The following is a 20,397-nucleotide window of genomic DNA, read 5'->3' as shown; positions in this document are numbered from 1 at the left end:
GTCCCACAAACGACCATGACGACTGAAGAGCGTACTCGTACGGTCAACAAGACTCGCATGGAAACGCAACAACGCACCCGCGAAGTTTCGTACACCGTCTGCGTGCCTGAAACTCGTACTCGTACTTACAACGTGACTGTCTATGACACTGTCACCGAAGAAGTGCCAGAAACCTACAGCGTGTGCGTCCCAGTGACCACGATGAAGGAAGTTCAAGTTCAGGTCTGCAAGCAAGTTCCGACTACCGTCCAAGTTCCCGTCTACAGCGCACCTGCTGCTGTCAGCTACGAGAGCGCTCCTGTGATGGAATCGGCTCCTGTCTATCAGTCGGCTCCTGTTCAAGCTGCTCCTGTCATGGAAGCCGGTGCCGGTTGCACCAGCTGTGGCGGCTAGTTCTTGACGCTCCCCGGCGATCCAAGCTCTCGCTAGGACTCGCCAAACCATGAATCTACGAAACCGCGTGAGCCTCCCGCTCACGCGGTTTTTTCATGCGCGCACAGCCCACGTAGGCGAGTCTTTCCAAGACTCGCACCTACCACCTCAACACAGCCAAGCCGCTCCGCCGGTCGTGAACCACCTCACCTCAATCGATGCGTTGACAGTCGGTTCAGCACCCATCAGCCGATCGGCGTTAGCCGCGGATAATACCGCGCAAACGAGACATCCCACGCTGATCCGCAGCGACGATTCCGTTCCCAACCCGTTCGAATTGGTCCAAAGTTCGCATTGTCAGCAAGGCGACTGATCGCCTGCTGTATAGACCTGCCTCAGGTTTCGAAGATTCTTGTTCACAGATCGAGCGTCTGGGACATATGCTCTGTGTGACCTTTCGGCCAACGCTTCATAATGGTCGAAAGCATGCGTGTCCCTTTTGTGAAGTCTATGCAGTGCGCCGCGCCGGAGTCATTCGAATAACTCTTGCAATCTCGACGATCTGCTACGCCGGGGTAATGAATCACGATCGACAGGCGGTTAAACTCGCCTAAGCGGTGCGGACTCGTTGGCTCGGTCAGACTGTTCAAGTCGTTGCCATTGCATGGCGTTGCTGCCGCGACCGATGGTGAAGCCATTGCCCACCGGAAAGGATGTTGTTGCGTAACGTTTGCGTGCGTTTCAGCAACCCGCGCTGCTGTCACGCAAACCTCTCGTTCACGAAACCCTATCACCACCCCCAAAGGTGCAAAACATGAATTTGCGAATGCTGTTCTGCCGCAGCTCTCTGTTTGTGGCTGCGATGCTTGCTGCCGTCTCGAGCGTATCCGCCGATCGTCCGAATGTTCTCTATATCATGTCGGATGATCACGCTGCCCACGCAATCTCCGCGTACGGGGGCCGACTCGCTGAAGTCGCACCGACACCCAACATTGACCGACTTGCAAAAGAAGGTGCGATGTTTACCAACGCGTTTTGTACCAACTCCATTTGCTCACCCTCGCGTGCTTGTGTTCTGACCGGACAGTACAACCATATCAACGGTGCATTCGATCTCGGGGGATCCGTCAAACCGGGCAAGCAAATGCTCCCGATTCAAATGAAAAAGGCCGGCTATCAAACCGCGATGATCGGGAAGTGGCACCTCAAGGTCGAGCCTGCAGATTTCGACTACTACTGCGTTCTGCCCGGCCAAGGGCACTACCACAACCCTGATTTCCGCGTTCGTGGTGACAAGCCTTGGGGAAAGAACACGATCAAATTCGATGGCAAGCATTCTACCGATGCCATTACCGACCTCACGCTCGACTGGCTCAAAGACGGTCGTGATGAAGACAAGCCGTTTTTCCTGATGCATCACTACAAGGCGCCTCACGACTACTTCGACAACGCACATCGTTACGAGTCGTACTTGGCAGACATCAACATCCCCGAGCCAGAAACGCTGTGGAAGCGTGATCCGCGATTCGGGTCGATCGCGACACGTGGCGCGAACGACGAGTTGCTGCCGCACATCGGCACTTCCATCGGCAGTCGCAATCCACGGCGGTCGTACTTGATGGACCTGCCGAAACTGTATCCAAACGAGTTCCCTGAGAATTTCGATCCGAAAAACTACACCGACGAGGAGAACACCCGGTTTGCCTACAACGCGTACCTCAAAAAGTACCTGCGTTGCGTCAAGGGAATCGATGATAACCTTGGTCGCCTGTTTGCTTATCTCGAGTCCACCGGCGAACTCGACAACACAGTAATTATCTACACCGGTGACCAAGGCTTCATGCTCGGCGAACACGACTACCAAGACAAACGGTGGATGTTCGAGGAATCGCAGCGGATGCCGTTTCTTGTTCGTTACCCCGAAACCGTACCCGCCGGCCAAACCTTCGACACCATTATCGAAAACGTCGACTACGGTCCGACAATGCTCGACTTCGCAGGCGCCACGATCCCCGATTCTGTGCAAGGTCGGTCGTTCAAGTCATTGCTGGAGACTGGAAACGAACCAGGCGACTGGAAGCAAGAAGCGTACTACCGGTACTGGATGCACATGGCGCATCACGACAATCCTGCTCACATGGGCATCCGAACCAAGACACACAAACTGATCTACTACTACGGCTGCAACTACGACGGCGGATATCAAACTCCCGCCGGTTGGGAGTTGTATGATTTGGTGAATGACCCACACGAAACGACGAACTTGATCGACAACCCAGAGCATGCCGGTTTAGTCGCTGAGCTGAAAAAACGTCTCGCCGAAACACGACAACGTGTCGGTGACGATGGATCACACTACCCGAAATGCGAAGAGATTGTGCAACAGTTCTGGGACTATGACGAAGCCGATCGAGCCGAAGCGGTGGAGGTCTCGCACCGCTACCTCCAACGCCGCTTGAAAGAACTCGAAGCCAACAAGCGGAATATCCAAACTTGGAAAGGCGAATAGAACGCGAGCCACTAGCAAGCCGGGCAATCGTCCGGCTGCTTGACTCTCGTTGGCACTGATTCGCGTGTTGGCACGCAGTATCCCGACGCAGTTCAGTTTTCGGGTAGGCGGTAGTGGATCTCGTGAAAGATTCTCATGCAGCAGGGGCTTTGACCTGTTCCACTACCCGAAAAGAGAGCTGACTGAAACGACTATCGTATTTCGATGTTTGAGACGCCTGATCCCCGTAGCTAAATTCGCCAGGGCTCAAACCCCAACGTCTCGATGCATCACCTACATCATTCTTCAAAACGCTCGAACGTTTCAACTCTACTGAGAGTCATTCAGACGTCTCAGTAGATTGACGAGCCGGTCGTGGGGACGACGACTCTTTCTAACAGACTCCGAGCGAAGAAGCATCTGACTTTCTCGCCGAGACGTCTGCTCGTTCGGTTAGCAATTGGTTCGATGCAGACGAGTCGAACCGTTTCGGCGAGGAAGCTTTTTCTGGTCAAGCTCTTCTATCTCGCTTGGTGTTACCGAATGAGCTAGGTAGCTCCGGCCGTAAGTCCATAGACTGCAAGGGCTTGTGGAAATTAATTGCGCTCGCTGCGCTCCATTGTCGCATTCGTATCTGATAGACTGAGCCACGCCGATGCGAGCTTGGGCACCCGTCAGGGCTCGTAATGTATAGGACTGTTCCCTTCCCCACATTGTCCATGAGGTGTGATTTCGATGTCAGATAACAAAGGTGTTGTATACCTTGGTGCCGGAAACGTTGACGTTCAGTCGATCGACGATCCTAAGTTAGAGCTGAATTACCGTGGCAAATCACGTCAGTGTCATCACGGTGTCATTTTGAAAGTCATTTCAACAAACATTTGTGGTTCGGACCAACACATGGTTCGTGGTCGCACGACAGCTCCCACCGGGCTCGTGCTCGGTCATGAGATCACCGGGGAAGTGGTCGAGGTGGGCCGCGATGTCGAGTTCATCAAACAGGGCGACATCTGCAGCGTGCCGTTCAATATCGCTTGTGGTCGCTGCCGGTGCTGCAAAGAAGGCGATACCGGCGTGTGCGAAAACGTGAACCCCGACCGCCCCGGCGCAGCCTACGGGTATGTGGACATGGGAGGATGGATCGGCGGTCAATCGCGATACGTGATGGTGCCCTACGCGGATTGGAATCTGCTCGCCTTCCCTGATCGTGATCAAGCTCTCGCCAAAATTCGCGACCTGACCATGCTCTCGGATATCTTCCCGACGGGATACCACGGTGCGTACACCGCCGGGGTCACGACCGGCAGCACCGTCTACGTGGCCGGCGCGGGGCCGGTTGGCTTGGCGTGCGCCCACGCGGCTCAGCTTCTGGGTGCCGCGGTGGTGATTGTCGGGGATATGATCGATGAACGGCTCGCGCAGGCTCGCTCGTTCGGTTGCGAGACCGTGGACCTAAAGACCGATGCGTCACTGCCGGAGATGATCGAACAAATCTTGGGTGTCCCCGAAGTCGATTGTGCGGTGGATTGCGTTGGATTCGAAGCCCGCGGCCACGGAGGCGATGCCGGGGTTGAAAAACCTGCCACCGTGCTCAACCAAGTCATGGAGGTTACCCGCGTAGCCGGCGGAGTTGGTATTCCAGGTTTGTATGTGACCGACGACCCGGGCGGTGTCGATGAGGCCGCGCGAACCGGTAACCTATCGATCCGCATCGGATTGGGGTGGGCAAAATCCTTGCACTTTACGACCGGTCAGTGTCCGGTGATGAAGTACAACCGAGGGCTGATGATGGCGATCTTGCACGAGCGATGCCAAATCGCAAAGGCCGTCAACGCCACCGTTATTCCTCTCGAGGATGCTGTCAAAGGTTACGCGGACTTCGACAAGGGCGCCGCCAAGAAGTTTGTTCTCGATCCTCACGGCGTCCTCGCCGCGGCAACCTAGAACGCGGTTGATTCATCGAACGTTGCCGCGCCGCCGTATTCCACCCGTGAAACGGCGGCGCGTCGTTCGCGTGAGTTGAACGAGCGAAACAACCGACTCGCTGCTGGACCCGCGGTCACACTGTGAGCATGACCTCACGGACCGGAATCGCATGTTGTTCGCAACGCTGCAGCATCTCCTCCACAATGTCGCGATACTTGTCCGCGAACGCTCTCCCGTATTTGGCATTGCAATGCGCGATGCGTTCCGTGGCGTTTCGCGGGTCTGCTGCTGCCGCCATTCGCGTCGAGTTGGGAATGACGGTTTTGAATGGTTGTGGGATCTTCGAGTAGGGGTCACGAATCATTTCGCGGTGCAGTGAGATTTGCTCGCGGTACAACGTCCACAGCGTTCCGAGTGCGGTGAGCTTGAAGCCGTACTTTCCAATTCGCTCGACCAGGTTTTCAGATCCTCGTATCGAAAGTTGGTCCGGGACGCTTGGAATCACATAGCCGTCTGCGATCCGCATCATCATCTTCACTTGCATCGCGACGCTCGGCGGGCAATCGACCAATACAAAGTCGTAGTTTGCATTGAACCAACGTCCGATCTTTTTCATCTGCTTGCCGAGGTGGATCTGCAGTTCTCGCTCGCTGCTGTAGGAGCGGCACAGGCGATGCGAACGTGCCACGTTGCTGAAGAAGTCGTCAATGCGAAACGAGCATGGCAGCACGTCCAGGTTTTCCAATGCCGACTCCACCGATGACGCGGCTTGAAGGATGAACCGAGGCAAACTTGCCTCTTCAAAGTTGCAGTCCGCCATCGCCAGAAACAAATCGTGCAGCGTCGTTCGCGATTTCTCCGCAGCGAGCATGCGAGGTTGTCCCACCAACAGTTCTCCCGCCATACTTTGATGATCCGCATCGATGACCAGTGTTCGATAGTTCTGTTCGGCAAGTGTTTCGGCCAACGCGATTGTCGAAGCGGTTTTTCCAACGCCGCCTTTCAGGTTGATCATGAGAACAGTGGGCATGGAACGTCCTTCGCAAAGAGTAGGAAGTGTAGGGCAACCCGTCCGCTGCATCGCTGAGTCGCGGCACGTTGGCCGCAGGTCAGCGCACGCAATCATCGCAATTGTTTCGCGACTTGTTCCGAACGGGCGTAACAACACCCCTCTCTTTGCCTATCAAAGTCCGCATATCAAGCAATCGGAGGCCGTTTCTGCTGCCGATCAAACTCGCTCACCCATAGGACCGTCCTAATCGTCGCGACCGAGCGCGGTCGCGGCTATCGGTGTCATTGGGGAATGAACACGTTGCGTGTCTGTCTGCACGACCTTGTTTGGGCCGATGACGAATAGACGCGACTACTGACGCATGGCTCAGTTTTTGAACCGATGCCGAAGCCATGGCATGGTCCCTTTTGGTAATCTCCGACGATTGCCTCTACCCGTCGCCGAAAGTGAAGCAATAACCACTGCCCGTAAAAGGTTGACTCAATTCACGTTGGAACATGATGGCACATTCGCAACCTCAGGTCAGGTGAGTTGTACGTTGATAAACATCGGAGGAGGAACCTGAAAAACACCGTACGCGCGCACGTGGTTCGCCACGGATTCTCAGCGCCGCCTGGATCTTTATGAATTGGCCAAACGAGATATGGTTCGACCTGCGGAAAAACTTTATCACAAGGCCGTCAATCCTTATGAACTGCGAAACTCAGCCGATCAACCAGAGCTCATTGACACCGGTCAGCTAGTCGAGTGATCGGACGGGCTCGACGATTGTTTTGTTATCCGCTTCCAATTTGAGTTCGCTTGCGCTATCACCCTCTTCAACCCATTTCTCCCACTGCGTCTCGCTTTCATCGCGAGAGATCGGGCCGGAGCAGACCACTAATCGATATTTCAGTGTAAGCGTTTGATTCGCTCTGATTGTTCGTTTCTCGTCAAACAAAACCGCAGGGCTGAAGTAGGGCATTCCCGGTGCGACGTACCATTTTGAAGGGAACGGATCATTGTCCGGGTGATCTAGGAACAACAGGCTTTGGCCGGAATCGTTGCGGAACGCGACCCAGGGTGATGGCCTTCCGTGGCAGTCTTCGTTTTCGTCCCCGTGACTGTTGTAAAACGTTCCCCGGCGCATCGGTTCACTCATCCGAATGGAAAGACCGGCGTATCCTCCGTATGATTTTCCTCCGACTTCACCAGGGATCGGTGTTCTGCCCAAGGTGATCGCCTGGTCGAGAGCCTGGAAACGGGACACCCAATCGATTGCATAATTGCCCGAGTCTTCAACCGTGCTGATTCTGATTGTGCGGCTTTCATGCAGGACAGCCTTCGCGTCGGAACCCGGAGCATACTCGAGTTCTTGCGCAATGGAGACATCACCGTTTGACGCGGTCTCCCGTTTGCTCGATTCCAGCCGCGTACGGCCGTGAGATAATCCGGTGTCTCGATCTTCTTCCCAGTAATTCACGCCATTGATGTACTTCCATGAGAACCAAATGCCGCGGTGCCAAGGATGGTCATGGGGACGTAGGTCGGTGAAGACTGATCCACCGGGCGGGCGAACCGGATGAAAATACGGTTTGCCTTCGACCGGATCATGATTCAGTTTCCACAGTGTCGTTCCGTCGGTTTGGACTGAGATACTTTTGGCGTCTTCGATTACGCTGCCCGGGCGAGCTGCATCGCAACAGCACGGCGTCAGAAGGATGAGTAGGAAGGTGCAGATTGGTTTCATTGCCGGATCCGATGCCTTACGATGCGTCAGTTTGGGAACTCTCGAGGATTTCTCTCGTCGTTTCTTCGCTAATGTCAGAATTGCCCGACAGGTTCAATGTTCTCAAGTGTGGCAGTTGCTTCAGTGGCAGCAGAACGGATGCCTTGTCGAGCCCGCAGCGTGATAGATCGAGGGTCTCGAGTTTGGGAAGCGTGGCGATGATTTCGATCCATGTTGGATCGAGGTAATTGTCCGCCAGATTCAGACGTTTCAGGTTTTTGCAATTTGCAATCGCGTCGAAGGCTTCATCGCCGAGAAAGAGTTGGCGAAGCGTGAGCGTGTCTAGATGTTCGGGATGGTGGACGTTTGCCAGAAATTCGCCTGTCACCGGAAGGTCACGAAGTAACAACACTCGCAGTTGTGTGAATGCCTTTGTCACCTGCATGGCATCATCATCGAGCGAAGCACAGCGCGACAAACGAAGGGTTCGGATTTGAGACGCGATAGGTGTCAGCGCGGTCAAGCCGCCGCCGTCGATAGCGGCGTCTTCGATGGTTAGGTTCTCGAGAGTTTTAATTTTCGCGACTGCATCCATGCTTTCGTTGTCGATGCCATATTCCCCAAGTTTCAGTGATTTGAGCCTGGGGAAATGGCTCAATGAAGCAATGTCCTTGCCTCCGAGTTGACTGCACATCCGCAAATCGAGCGAAACCAATTGAGATGCTTCGAGCAACGTCGACAGATGCTCACCGACGATGGGCTGGTCGATGAGCGCCAGGTGAGTCAGCTTCGGTCGGGTTGCGATCGGTGTGATGTCATCGAGTCCGGGCGTGTTCCGCAACGTTAATTGCCGGAGATGAGGAAGACGACCGACGGTTTGCGCGAGCAAACTATTATCGACCGACACGTTCTGCAAATACAGTTCTTCGAGCTGTGTCAGCTTTCCTATCTCAGCGAGCAAACCCGCGGGAGCGCCGGCGGCACGAATGCGGAGAGTTTTGAGGTTGGTGCATTCCAACGCCGCACGCAATCCAGCCTCGTCGGCGGAGCCCCGGTCCACGGCGAGGTCAATGAGGGTCGGTTGTCCCCGATCGTCCAACTGTAGCGTGCCACCACATGCTTCCACCGCGTGGCGTACAGAGGCAACCTGCGTCTCGGTCAACAAAATTGATTCGACCGCGGGAGGCGTTTCGGTTGAGCCGTTGGGGGCAACTTTGACGCAGCCTCCGATCAGCGTGATCAGTACGCATAAGGCAAATGCGGAGCTACGTGGCATAGTCGACGGGAGCATCATAATGTCCATGGTCCGCGCATTTCGCGTGAAAGCATCGCTTTGGCACGCTCACTCGGGGCCACCAACTGTTTCTTCGTCGGGTCCCAGACAATCTTCTCACCCGTGCGGACCGCGATATCGCAGAGGTGGCTAATCGTGTCGCTTCGTGCGGCGTCACTCATATTGGATACCGCCGCCGTAGGATCTTTTTCCTTGACTGCTTGGATGAAGTTTCCTTGGTGATGATTGCTGACGAGCAATTGTGTGTCTTCGGTATCGAGTTTCGTTGCGAGCAGAACTGGATCGCTCGCCGCCGTGCGATCTTTGCTGCGGCAAACTTCGATCCATCCTTCTTCGCCGATGAATTTGGTGCGATCGGCTCCGGGGCGGAATGTCATTTTCACGTCACCTAGTTTGATCTTCATGTCCCAGTTGAACACACAGTCGTAAAGCCCATCGGTTGGGATTTCCCCATTGCCTTCCACCTCGATTAATCCACTCAGATCGGCGTCACTGCCCCACACCATGATGTCCAACGGATGGGCACCCCATCCACCGAGATACCCGATCGATTGATCGTAGATCCAGTAGCTTCCTGGTGGTTTGCATCGATCGACGGTGTATGGGGTCTGCGGGGCCGGGCCGAGCCACATGTCGTAGTCCAGTCCGTCTGGTATCGGCGATGGAGTGGGCGTGCCGCCTTCGCCTCCGTTGGGGCAGTCCACTTCGATCGTGTGTACCTTCCCGATGGCCCCTCGTCGAACCAGTTCGCATCCGTGATGACAGTGTGCGGTGCTGCGTTGCTGGGTACCGTATTGAAAGACGACACCGTGCTCGGCAAACGTTTTTTCGCACGCCAGGGTTTGTTCGAGTGACAGCCCCAGTGGCTTTTCAACATAGGCACTCTTTCCCGCCTGGGCAGCCATGATCGCAATGGGAACATGCCAGTGATCGGGAGTGGCGATAACGACTGCGTCGATGTCATCCCGGGCCAGCAGATCACGAAAGTCTTGATAGGCTTCGCCACGAATTACTTTCGCGATCGATTCGCGCCGGTCGCGATAGCAGTCCGACACGGCCACGATCTGTGCGTCCTGAACCCGTCTGACTTGGTTAAGAATGCTGCGTCCTCGCGAGCCAACACCGATGTGTCCGACAGTGATTCGATCACTTGCGGGTGGCTTTTGGCGGTCGCCGAGAGCACTGCTCGTGATCACGTAGGGAGCCGATGCTCCGACGGCGAGGGCGGAACCGGTTTTGAGAAAATCTCGCCGAGTTGTGTTGGATTTCATGTCGTTGCTCCGTGGGAGATCGTGGGGAGTTCGGAGAGGGATCGGTTTGAGTGATGTGGGACGTGGAACCTAGGCATGTGCGGCGAGATCCGTCAAACGGGGGCAGGTGCCGTTGCACTGGATTTCACTCCACATTCGTGCAGGTATTCGACGCTGCGTCGTAGCATGTCTTCGTCGCCAATGATTTCCAATGTGGAAGACTTGATGTCGCGGTTTTTCAGCACATCACAAACGCCCTTAATGTCAATCACACCGTCTCCAAGGGCGATGGTTGAGAAGCCGCATCCGAAAACGGTTCCGCGTTTCGATTCCCACTGCTCGTCCAGGTCTTTCCAATGCACGTGATGGATTTTGTCCTTCAATACAGTGGCCATTTCGACCGGGTCGGCACCACCGAGCCAAGCGTTGCCGGTGTCGAGGTTGATGCCGAGAGATTCCGGGCTGCCCAAGCGGTCCATCACGTCTTGCAAACCGCGAATGCTGCCCGTGACCGGCCCGTGTGGTTCGAGTAGGACGCGTACCCCGTAGTCAGCCGCCATGGCAACCGGTGCGACCAGTTTCTCGGCAACGACAAAAACCTGTTCAGCGTAGGACAGGTTTTTGGCCCACGTCGATTTCGGGTCCATGTCGGTCGTGACGACGTCTCGAATTCCGATGGCAGCGGCAAATCGAATCGCTTTCATGATTTCGGCGGTTGCATAGGTCGCGGGATTACTCGGTTCGAGCAAGCCTGCATGGGCGCAAACGGTCGATGGTTGAATGCCGTATTGTTCGAAGAGCCGTTTGACCTCGAAGGGATTGTCATCGAGGCTAACGGTCGGCGAGAAACCCGCGGTTGCCAACATGCTGCCACCGGAGTTTGTGTCGGTGATGTCGGCACAGTCGAATCCCATGCTCTTGGCGCGTTGGAGCTGCACTTCCACGCTCGCAAAGGGTTCGATCAGCAGGAATACACCAATCTTCATTGTTGTTCTCGATTAGGGACAGGCATTGGTTGTGAATCGCTCGTTTGGGTGTCCGCATGATTCTCACCCGCGGCCCAGGCGGTGCCGCGAATCAGGAATGTTTTGAATCCGGGAGTACTCATTTGCTCGGCCGCGTGACCGAGCAGCAATGTGAAGCTGCGGCCTTCGCCGTAGTTGTGCGCGAGGGCAATCGGTTCGATCTGACCCGTTCCACGGTGTTCAGGGCTAGAGAAGGCTGACGCCAGGATTGTGCTGTCCTTTTGAACCGCCGTGCGGTGCCACAACTCATCATGAATCGTGAAGTCTTTCATGCCGCGTGTGATCGGGTGATCGCTTGCATCGATCCGAACCCGAAAATCGTGCTGTGGGCCGTGACCGGTTTGTCCGACTTTCCACGTTGCCAATGTCATTTCGTGATACGGCGTCCAATCCGGGAACGATGACGATCCCGCATGCACGACGACGTGACCTCCGCCTTGCCGAACAAAACTGAGGTAAGTGTGCTTGAGCGTTTCCGACCATGCGGCGTTTGGGGGACGAGACCCTCCGTAGGTATTCCAATTACTCAGAATCACATCAACATTCTGCAACCGCCGACTAGTGAGTCGCTCGGGGTGATACTCGATGTCGACGGAGAAGCCGCCTTCTTCGAGGATGGATTGAAGTTGCGGGGTGGTGGCTCGCCAGTTGTGATTGTTCTGGCCGGTTAGCAGCAATACTCGGATGGGATCCGCACCGCGTTGGCGATTTTCTGGCGAAACGCCGGAGTTGGGATCGCCACTCTCATCCCCACTGACCCAACCTCCGAGAACAACGAATGCGAGGCCAATACACGTCTGCGCGACCAATCGCGATTTCGAGGGGTGGGATAAAGTGAACACGTGGTATGCTGAAGAGAGGAAGGGTATTCTCAGGGTTTCGCGATGACTATTTTACAGTTCCGGCATTGCGGGTAAATTTCGTTATGCTTCACTGCGAAATTTTGAACTCGGCCGGATGGTCCCATGAGCCAACGCATACCCATCTACAAATACCAGGACGAGACCTACCGGGCGGATTCGTGCCAGCCATTGTTGGGTGCCGCTCGGGACGGCGATCTGACTTTCGATGCGGTGGTGCATGGTCATTATCCAGGAAAGCCACTGCCGGGTTCGGCAATGCCCGGGCTGAAAACGCTCGGTTACTGGAACGCGGAGAAGCAGCAACACTGGGGATTGGATTGGCATCAGAACGAAGGGCTCGAGATCTGTTTGTTGGAGCGAGGGCATCTCGAATTCGCGGTCGAAGACGAAGTTCACCAACTGCAACCGAATGACCTCACGATCACGCGACCGTGGCAAAGACATCGTCTCGGCTCTCCTTCGATCGGTCCCGGTCGATTGCACTGGATAATCATTGACCTCGGCGTGCGAAGGCCGCACCAGCATTGGCGTTGGCCGCCGTGGATCGTGCTGACGCGGGATGACCTCGATGAGTTAACGAGCCTGCTGAGACAGAACGAGCAACCGGTTTGGTCGCAGGCAAACGAAGTGAGTCAGTGTTTTCAACGCATCTCCCGGATTCTCGGAGAACAGGGACACACAACTGAAGTAGCGAATGTCTCGTGGTTGAAACTGTTGATCAACGAAATGTTGCTCTTGCTGCTCGACCTTCTGCGTAGTCGCGATGTCAAGAAAGATGCGAGCCTGGCGGACACACAGCGAACCGTCGAGTTGTTCCTCGATGATCTCCGCAACGATCATCACCATCTCGCGGAAGAGTGGACACTAAAAATGATGGCGGAATCCTGCGGGTTGGGGGTGACCCGGTTCACGGAGTACTGTCGTCGGTTGACCAATACCACGCCGATGCAACACCTCAATCGGTTGAGGTTGGAAGCCGCCGCGAAGTTGCTGCTGCAGCACTCCGATCTCAGCAATGCGCAGGTCGCACGGGCGTGTGGTTTTAGCTCGCCACAGTACTTTGCCACCGTGTTCCGGCGTCACTACGGCTATTCGCCGCAGAAGCATCGTCTCGAGAATAAAGACTGACTGAACATCGGCTCTCGCTCGATCAATCCCGGCCAATGGCGGAAACGAAAGATTGGTTCAAAGTCGTCGCAACTACGGCGGGCAGCGAATCGTCCGGATAAGTCTTGCTTGGGTCTCTTTGACCGCGATGAAGGACAAATGGCTTTAGTGGTGCGTCAAAGCCAAATTCGAGGGTAGCGAAACTCGCCAAGAGTTTCGGGAGGGCTCGTGAGTCACCGAAAGTTTTGGCAACTTTCGCTACGCCCTTGAACCCTCATTCTCGATCGTGATGCACACTAGGGGCATTAGGGAGTTTTCTGGTCCTCAGACCGCAGTTGGCGATTTTCTCTTTCGATTCGTTCGCGTTGTTTGTTGCTGAGCCCGAATTGGTAGTGGTGTTCAGGACGATAGTCGATATGGCTTTTCTTCATTTCAGGATCGTCCACGTCGAGACTGAGATCACAATCGAATCGAGTCAATATCGAGTGTTGGTGTGACCAGTTTCTCGTCGCATTTTTAAAGTGCGAGATACCCCAGGTAATGCCACGACCGTCGCCCGAATCGGTGAAGGCATCGGGGACATACGGGCCGGCGGCGACGGGCATCAGTTCGGTGATGGATGCGATTTCAAAGTTGATCCAATCTTCGGCATATTGAACGGTAAAGTGTTCTTGCCCGTCACGAATCGATAGGCAGGCGACACCTTTTCTGAACGGAAACAATGCGACCTCGTGGCTGGAGTTCATGACCGGGTTGAGCGAATGTTTGATGAACGGGCCGAGAGGGTTATCCGCGATGGCTAACCCTTGTGCGACCCACAAAGCATGGGGACGATTGAACGCCGACTTGTAATAGAGATAAACCTTACCGTTGTGGACCAGTGGGTTGGGGTCTTGGACAGCGTACTGATCCCACTCGCCCGGTTTGCCGGTGGGAACGGTTTCGGTATTGGCGGGCGTCCATGGTCCATCCACCGAGTCGGCAAACGACACCGAAATCGGACAATAGTCGCCTCGCGTCATGCTGGGTTCGGAGAACGCTTGGTAGTACAGATAGAACTTGTCTTTGAACTTCAAAACGCCCGGCGTCGCGACGGAACGCCATCCCGGATTGGGCTTCGTTGGACGAGGGACCGCGACGCCTTGTTCAGTCCACGTGAATCCATCGTCGCTGGTCGCGTACCAAATCTCGGCTAAATCCCAGTCGGTCGACGGAATGGTGTCGGTGCACTTGTCGGGACCCTTCGGCGGTGTCGGAGTGCTGCGGTGCGTGTACCAAACGTAGTACCTTCCGTTTTCGCGAACCACTTTGGTCGCATCGCGCCTGGACACGGTTCCGTCGCCACCGTGGTAGTCGAATCCTTTCAGTGGCGTGTATTTGAACTGCGAGTACAGCTCGTTGTCTTCTAAACGTGGTGCCGGATAGTGCTCGAAACTCCGGCGCATTGCGGCGCTGAGTTCTCGATCCTTTGTCTCATCGGTAACTGTGTAGGGAAACGCGGTCGTGGGTTCGTCCGCGGGAACTTTCGCGAGCGTCGCGAGAACCAATGCGGGAAGTAGATAGAACCAATGAAGCGGTGTTCTATGCATCATCGTAGTGCCGAAACGTGGGGACCAAGCTGCCATATGTGTTTGGCGAAAGGATGTTTGGAAGTACTACGATCACGATGGCGAACATCGAAAGCGAGGTTTCCATTTCTGTTCAACAGCATAGGAGCCGCGGAGGCTTTGTCTATCCTCCACGAATTTGAATGCGGTACTTTAGCGGTGAAATATTGAACTCGCGACGGAAGACTTGTGCTAGATATTCCGGTGAACCAAATCCCGAACGACGGGCAACCTCGGGGATCGGTTGATCAGTGTTGGTTAGCAGGTCCTTGGCGCGTTCCAAGTGCACACGGCGAATTTCGGCCGCGGGAGATCGGGCGAGAACCCGTTGGAATTGTCGTTCCAATTCACGCCGCGACATCGGTACTGCTTTCAAAACATCAGCAACACAGATCGGTTCGGACGCGTGTTCACGAATGAAACGCACCGCCAGTGCGAGTTCGGGTTGGTCGATCGCGAGGACCTCCGTCGATCGTCGAGCACAAATGCCCAGTGGCGGAACACGAATGGATTGTTTGGGTGTTTTGCGTCCATCAATCATGCGATCGAGCAGTTCAGCGGCGCGATACCCGATCTGTTCCGAGTCGACTTGAATGCCGGATAGCGGTGGACTGCACGTTTCACATAGCAAGTCGTCGTCATCGCCGGCCAGGATCGCGACTTGTTCGGGAACGAGGATGCTGTTTTCGCGACACACCTCGATGAGTTCACGTCCGACACGATTGGCCCAGGTAAGAATTCCCACTGGTTTGGGAAGGTTTGCGAGCCAACGAGCCATGTCTGCCCTGCGGTTTTTCCAACCCTTGCCTGCGCCTCGTCGTGGACGATAAACGCTGCATTCAAAGCCGGATTGGTTAACGCTGTCGACGAAGGTATCGCAGTGCAGTCCAACCCACGCGATTCGATTGGGCCCGCAATATGCAAAGTGTTTGAGGCCGCGGTCGGTGAAATGTTGGACGGCCATTTCAGCCGAGCCGACCACGTCGCTCGTAACACGAGGAAGTTGAACGTCACCCAACTCGATAGCTGAAACGTTTACCGTCGGTACTGAAGCAGCCTCAACTTCACGAGCGATCGGGCGCGTGGCCACTCGAGCCAGAATTCCATCACCCGACCAACCAGGCGGCAGGTGCAACGGTTCATCTTGACCACGGGCCTCAATCCATAGATGCCAGTGCGAGCGTTGATTGGCGTAGCGAATGATGCCTCGAACCATCCGTCGTCCCCATCCTGTTGCGGTATCGACAAGGACGGCGATCTGTTTTTCGCGATTGTTTGACAACGTTTTCGGCTCGTTAGTGGCTGGCTCGTCCGCGAAGCAATGGAAGGACGTGACGCATCTTTTTCAACCTGAATGGGGCCAAATGAGTAACGAAGGGTGATCGAATAAGACTTTCAAAACGCATCGCACGGCCAGGCTCAAGGCAACCGACGCGTTAAGCAGTCAACTGAAATCAGACGGCTATTTGGCGGCGTCGGAACGTTCTTTCGCACCGTTCGTTTGCCGAATCAAGTTAATCGACGCCTGGCGTGAATGCTAAGATTTTCTGCGCTTTCTTTTCGTGGACAAGAGGCTCTGGGGCGGAGTATCGTTTAGTAACCGCTGGCGATGTGAGATCGAACGCCCAAGGCGGGCTGGTTCCTTTGAGCCGAACGCTTGGATCGATCCAGGCAACTGTACGCCCGGCAATTGACTGCCCGGCAAATGACTTACCACGTAATTGCATTCGAATGACCCTGACCGATTATGTCGTCTTGCTGACGTACCTGCTGGGCATCTTTGCCGTGGGTGTTGGGTTAAGTGCGAAGGTGAAGAACACCGGTGACCTGTTTTCCGCGGGCGGTCAATCGCCGTGGTGGGCGTCGGGGCTTAGCGCGTTCATGACGATGTTCTCCGCCGGGACGTTTGTTGTCTGGGGTGGCATCGCGTATCGGCTTGGGATCGTCGCGGTGATGATCAACCTTTGCTACGGCGTCGCCGCGGTGTTGGTCGGATACTTCGTCGCCGGTCACTGGCAGCGGATCGGGATTCGCACGCCGGCGGAGTTTATCGAAAAGCGTTACGGCGTCGGTCCGCTGCACTTTTACACCTGGTCGATGATGATCTATCGCATGGTCGGCGTGGCGGTGGCGTTGTATTCATTGTCGGTGTTGTTGGTCGCGCTGATGCCGTTGGCCGAAGGAAACCCGCTGCGTGATCCGGCGACCGGCAATCTGTCGATCACTTGGGCGATCCTGGTGTTCGGCGGCATCGTCGTGCTGTACACGATGGTCGGCGGGCTGTGGGCGGTGCTGATGACTGACGTGTTGCAGTTCATCGTTTTGAACTTGGCCGTGCTGTTCATGATCCCGCTGATCGTGGCGGACGCGGGCGGAATCAGCTCGCTGATCGATCGTGCACCGCCAGGATTCTTCAATCCTGTCTCGGGCGACTACACGTGGTTCTTCTTGGCCGGTTGGGTGGCGATCCACTTCTTCATGGTCGGCGCGGAATGGGCGTTCGTCCAGCGGTTCTTATGCGTGCCCAGTGCGCGCGACGCAAAGAAGAGTGCCTACCTGTTCGGCATCCTGTACTTGGTCAGCCCGATGTTGTGGTTGTTACCGCCGCTGGCCTATCGCGTGATCAATCCCGACGCGGATCCGGAACAAGCGTACGTTCTGTCGTGCCAACATGTTTTGCCGATCGGCATGTTGGGCTTGATGATCGCGGCCATGTTTTCGGCGACGGCCAGCATGGTCAGTTCGCAGTTGAACGTCTTCGCCGGCGTGTTGACCGAAGACATCTACAAACGCGTGCGTCCGCAATCCGATCAACGGCACTTGTTGCGTGTCGGCCGCGGGATGAGCTTCGTTCTGGGAGCGATCCTGATTGCGTTGGCGATTGCCGTTCCCGCAATGGGCGGTGCCGAAGACGTGATTGTGACGATCACCAGTTTGATGGTCGGACCGCTGTTAGCGCCGACGATATGGGGGCTGTTCAGTCGACGCATTTCACAGACGGCCGTTTGGTGCACCGCGGGCGTTTGTTTCTTAGCCGGTGCGGCGGTGAAGTTCGGCTGGCCCGACTTTTTTGCCGCCTATGGCAAGTACCCCGACGTTGTCGTCGGCGTGGTCTTGCCCGTCGCGGTTTTGACCGTCGTGCAATTGCTATCCAAGGGCACGTCGCCCGGTTGGTCACGTCTTCACCACACGGCACAGGCTGGCCAAGTCGCGAACAACGCATCGAGCCCCGTTGCAACGACCTTTGATCCCACGCCCGGCTTCATCGTGTCGGGCGCGTTGATGGTCTGTGGCTTGATGATGTTCGCGTTGTTGTTTGTCAACACGCAGAGCCTGGCAACGATCGGCTACTTTGCCAGCGCACTGATCCTGCTGTCTGCCGGAATCGGTTACGCCGCCCATCGCAAATCTCGCACAAACCTTTCACAAATTTCGACACCATCATGATCAACGACGGACCCGTCGCCGAAACCAGATCGCCTCTGGTCAAACAAATTCAAACTGACCTTGTCGTCGTCGGCGGCGGATTGGCCGGTGTGTGCGCCGCCATCACTGCGGCTCGTGCCGGCATCCGCGTGGTCTTGATCCAAGACCGACCGGTGCTGGGCGGCAACGCATCAAGCGAAGTCCGCTTGTGGGCGTTGGGCGCGACGTCGCACATGGGCAACAACAACCGCTGGGCCCGCGAAGGTGGCGTGATCGACGAGATCTTTGTCGAAAACACGTATCGCAACAGCGACGGAAACCCGCTGATCTTGGACACGATCCTGTTGGAAAAGGTCGTCGAAGAACCCAACATCACGTTGCTGTTGAACACGGCCGCATTCGAAGTCACCAAGAGCGACCCGGACACGATTCAGTCAGTGCGAGCGTTCTGTAGCCAGAACAGCACGATGTACGATGTGTCTTCGCGGTTGTTCTGTGACGCGTCGGGCGACGGCATCATCGGTTTCATGTCGGGTGCCGCGTTCCGCATGGGCGCGGAAACGAAAGAAGAGTTCGGTGAACAGTTCGCACCCGATGAAAGTTACGGCCAACTGCTGGGCCATTCGATTTACTTCTACACCAAAGACACAGGGCGACCGGTTCGATTCGTGCCGCCCAGCTTTGCGATCAAAGACATCAAAGCCATTCCGCGTTGGCGAAACTTTGCGGTCGGCCAAGACGGTTGCCGACTGTGGTGGATCGAATACGGCGGTCGTCTGGATACCGTCCACGAAACCGAAACGATCAAGTGGGAATTGTGGAAAATCGTTTACGGCGTCTGGGACTACATGAAAAACTCGGGGAAATTTCCCGAGGCTGAAACGTTGACGTTGGAATGGGTCGGCCAGATCCCCGGCAAACGCGAAAGTCGTCGTTTCGAAGGGGACACGATGATGATCCAGCAAGACGTCATCGAACAACGACGATGCAACGACGCGGTCAGCTTTGGCGGATGGGCCGTCGACCTGCACCCGTCCGATGGCGTTTACAGCGATCTGCCCGGTTGCAATCAGTGGCACAGCAAAGGCGTCTATCCGATTCCCTTCCGTGCGATGTACAGCCGCAACATTCGCAACCTGTTCTTGGCCGGTCGGATCATCAGTGCCAGCCACTTGGCATTCGGATCGACTCGCGTCATGGCCACGTGTGCCCACAACGCTCAAGCCGTCGGCATGGCGGCGGCGATCTGTCATCGAGACAACTTGGTCCCCAAGGATTTGTTGGATGAGGTTCGGATGCGGGGGCTGCAGAAAGAACTGCTGCGGACCGGTCAACACATCCCACACGTCTTGACCGATGACGAAGCCGACTTGGCGACCAAGGCGACGGTGTCGGCCAGCAGTGAACTGCAATTGCAATGTCTGCCGGCGGGCGACGACTCGATCCCATTGGAAAGTCCCGTCGGAATGCTGCTGCCAATCGTTCCGGGCAAGCTTCCGCGATTCCAGTTTCAATTGGATGCCAAGTCGACCACCGAGATCCAGTTTGAACTGCGCGGCTGCACTCGCGAAGACTCCTTCACGCCCGACGAAGTCCTGGCAAGTCGCAACGTGGCGGTGGACGCTGGACGCCAATCGGTGGAAGTCGATTTTGACGTCACGATCGATACACCGCGTTATCTGTTTGTCTGCTTGATGGCCAACCCTGACGTCACGGTATCACTCAGCGACCAGCGCATGACCGGTGTCTTGTCGGTGCACCACACGCTGGAACGCAAAGTCAGCAATTCGGCGGTTCAAGATCCGCCGGACGGTATCGGCGTCGAACGCTTTGAATTTTGGCTGCCTCAACGAAGGCCCGCCGGCAAGAACTTGGCGATGCAGATCACACCGCCGCTGTCCGGGTTCGGTCCAGCCAATGTCATCACCGGGCCCGAACGTCCGACGTCGGGCATCAACGCTTGGGTCGCGTCGCCCGATGATGCGTCACCGACGTTGGATCTGAATTGGGAACAACCGGTCACGATTCGGCGCGTCGTCGTCGCGTTGGACACGGACCTGGATCACCCGATGGAAACCGTGCTGATGGGGCATCCCGAATCACGCATGCCGTTTTGTGCGGCGAACATTCGCGTGACGGATGATACGGGGCTTTGCTTGGCCGAGGTTTCCGACAACCACCAAACACGTTGCGATCTGTCGTTCCCCGCGACGCAAACCAGCGGGCTGAAGATCGAAGTCAGCGGCACGGACAACAGCATCCCCGTCAGTGTGTTCCGCGTCCGCGTCTTCGAATGACCGTGAACGAGCCCTCAGCCAA

Annotated in this window: 13 protein-coding genes and 1 pseudogene; 6 read left to right on the top strand and 8 right to left on the bottom strand. The window is 56.0% G+C overall.

Annotated elements, in window-relative coordinates:
- From RSSM_RS03725 to fdhA, 3 genes and pseudogenes are all read left to right on the top strand, one after another.
- Positions 1 to 393: pseudogene (locus tag RSSM_RS03725) on the top strand (hypothetical protein); the annotation flags it as partial.
- A gap of 805 nt (positions 394 to 1,198) precedes the next feature.
- The gene (locus RSSM_RS03715) at positions 1,199 to 2,881 is read left to right on the top strand and encodes a sulfatase family protein (RefSeq protein ID WP_390174042.1); all 1,683 of its coding nucleotides are present in this window, start codon (positions 1,199 to 1,201) and stop codon (positions 2,879 to 2,881) included.
- 714 nt (positions 2,882 to 3,595) lie between these two features.
- On the top strand, positions 3,596 to 4,804 hold the full coding sequence (fdhA, locus tag RSSM_RS03710; protein WP_044300929.1) for a formaldehyde dehydrogenase, glutathione-independent: 1,209 nt from the start codon (positions 3,596 to 3,598) through the stop codon (positions 4,802 to 4,804).
- A gap of 115 nt (positions 4,805 to 4,919) precedes the next feature.
- On the opposite strand, the gene RSSM_RS03705 is transcribed toward fdhA, so the two are convergent.
- From RSSM_RS03705 to RSSM_RS03680, 6 genes are all read right to left on the bottom strand, one after another.
- Positions 4,920 to 5,816, bottom strand: a complete 897-nt coding sequence (locus tag RSSM_RS03705; protein ID WP_044300927.1) for a ParA family protein — start codon at positions 5,814 to 5,816, stop codon at positions 4,920 to 4,922.
- A 721-nt stretch (positions 5,817 to 6,537) separates the two neighbouring features.
- Positions 6,538 to 7,527, bottom strand: coding sequence for a DUF6807 domain-containing protein (locus RSSM_RS03700; protein ID WP_008674633.1), 990 nt, complete (start codon positions 7,525 to 7,527; stop codon positions 6,538 to 6,540).
- A 16-nt stretch (positions 7,528 to 7,543) separates the two neighbouring features.
- Complete coding sequence (locus RSSM_RS03695; protein WP_008674631.1) at positions 7,544 to 8,782, bottom strand: leucine-rich repeat domain-containing protein; 1,239 nt, start codon at positions 8,780 to 8,782, stop codon at positions 7,544 to 7,546.
- 14 nt (positions 8,783 to 8,796) lie between these two features.
- Positions 8,797 to 10,071, bottom strand: coding sequence for a Gfo/Idh/MocA family protein (locus RSSM_RS03690; protein ID WP_008674629.1), 1,275 nt, complete (start codon positions 10,069 to 10,071; stop codon positions 8,797 to 8,799).
- A 92-nt stretch (positions 10,072 to 10,163) separates the two neighbouring features.
- Complete coding sequence (locus RSSM_RS03685) at positions 10,164 to 11,036, bottom strand: sugar phosphate isomerase/epimerase family protein (RefSeq protein WP_008674626.1); 873 nt, start codon at positions 11,034 to 11,036, stop codon at positions 10,164 to 10,166.
- Positions 11,033 to 11,884: a ThuA domain-containing protein gene (locus tag RSSM_RS03680; protein WP_160168089.1), complete on the bottom strand. Its 852-nt coding sequence runs from the start codon at positions 11,882 to 11,884 to the stop codon at positions 11,033 to 11,035. Before RSSM_RS03680 ends, RSSM_RS03685 begins: the two co-directional genes overlap by 4 nt.
- Positions 11,885 to 12,040: 156 nt before the next feature.
- On the opposite strand from RSSM_RS03680, the gene RSSM_RS03675 reads away from it, so the two are divergent.
- Positions 12,041 to 13,066 (top strand): AraC family transcriptional regulator, encoded by a 1,026-nt coding sequence (locus RSSM_RS03675; protein ID WP_008674622.1) that lies wholly within the window; start codon positions 12,041 to 12,043, stop codon positions 13,064 to 13,066.
- 284 nt (positions 13,067 to 13,350) lie between these two features.
- Here RSSM_RS03675 and RSSM_RS03670 read toward each other — a convergent pair whose 3' ends face one another.
- Positions 13,351 to 14,637, bottom strand: coding sequence for a glycoside hydrolase family 117 protein (locus RSSM_RS03670; protein ID WP_236620914.1), 1,287 nt, complete (start codon positions 14,635 to 14,637; stop codon positions 13,351 to 13,353).
- A gap of 139 nt (positions 14,638 to 14,776) precedes the next feature.
- Positions 14,777 to 15,934, bottom strand: coding sequence for an AraC family transcriptional regulator (locus RSSM_RS03665; RefSeq protein WP_008674618.1), 1,158 nt, complete (start codon positions 15,932 to 15,934; stop codon positions 14,777 to 14,779).
- A gap of 449 nt (positions 15,935 to 16,383) precedes the next feature.
- On the opposite strand from RSSM_RS03665, the gene RSSM_RS03660 reads away from it, so the two are divergent.
- Together RSSM_RS03660 and RSSM_RS03655 are read left to right on the top strand one after the other, a co-directional pair.
- The gene (locus RSSM_RS03660; protein ID WP_008674616.1) at positions 16,384 to 18,099 is read left to right on the top strand and encodes a sodium:solute symporter family protein; all 1,716 of its coding nucleotides are present in this window, start codon (positions 16,384 to 16,386) and stop codon (positions 18,097 to 18,099) included.
- Positions 18,096 to 20,375: an FAD-dependent oxidoreductase gene (locus RSSM_RS03655; RefSeq protein WP_008674614.1), complete on the top strand. Its 2,280-nt coding sequence runs from the start codon at positions 18,096 to 18,098 to the stop codon at positions 20,373 to 20,375. Before RSSM_RS03660 ends, RSSM_RS03655 begins: the two co-directional genes overlap by 4 nt.
- Positions 20,376 to 20,397: the final 22 nt, after the last annotated feature.

Source organism: Aporhodopirellula sallentina SM41 (assembly GCF_000346505.1).
Lineage (GTDB): Bacteria > Planctomycetota > Planctomycetia > Pirellulales > Pirellulaceae > Rhodopirellula > Rhodopirellula sallentina.
Note: the sequence above shows the minus strand (reverse complement) of the source record. Positions and strands in the feature narration are given on the sequence as shown.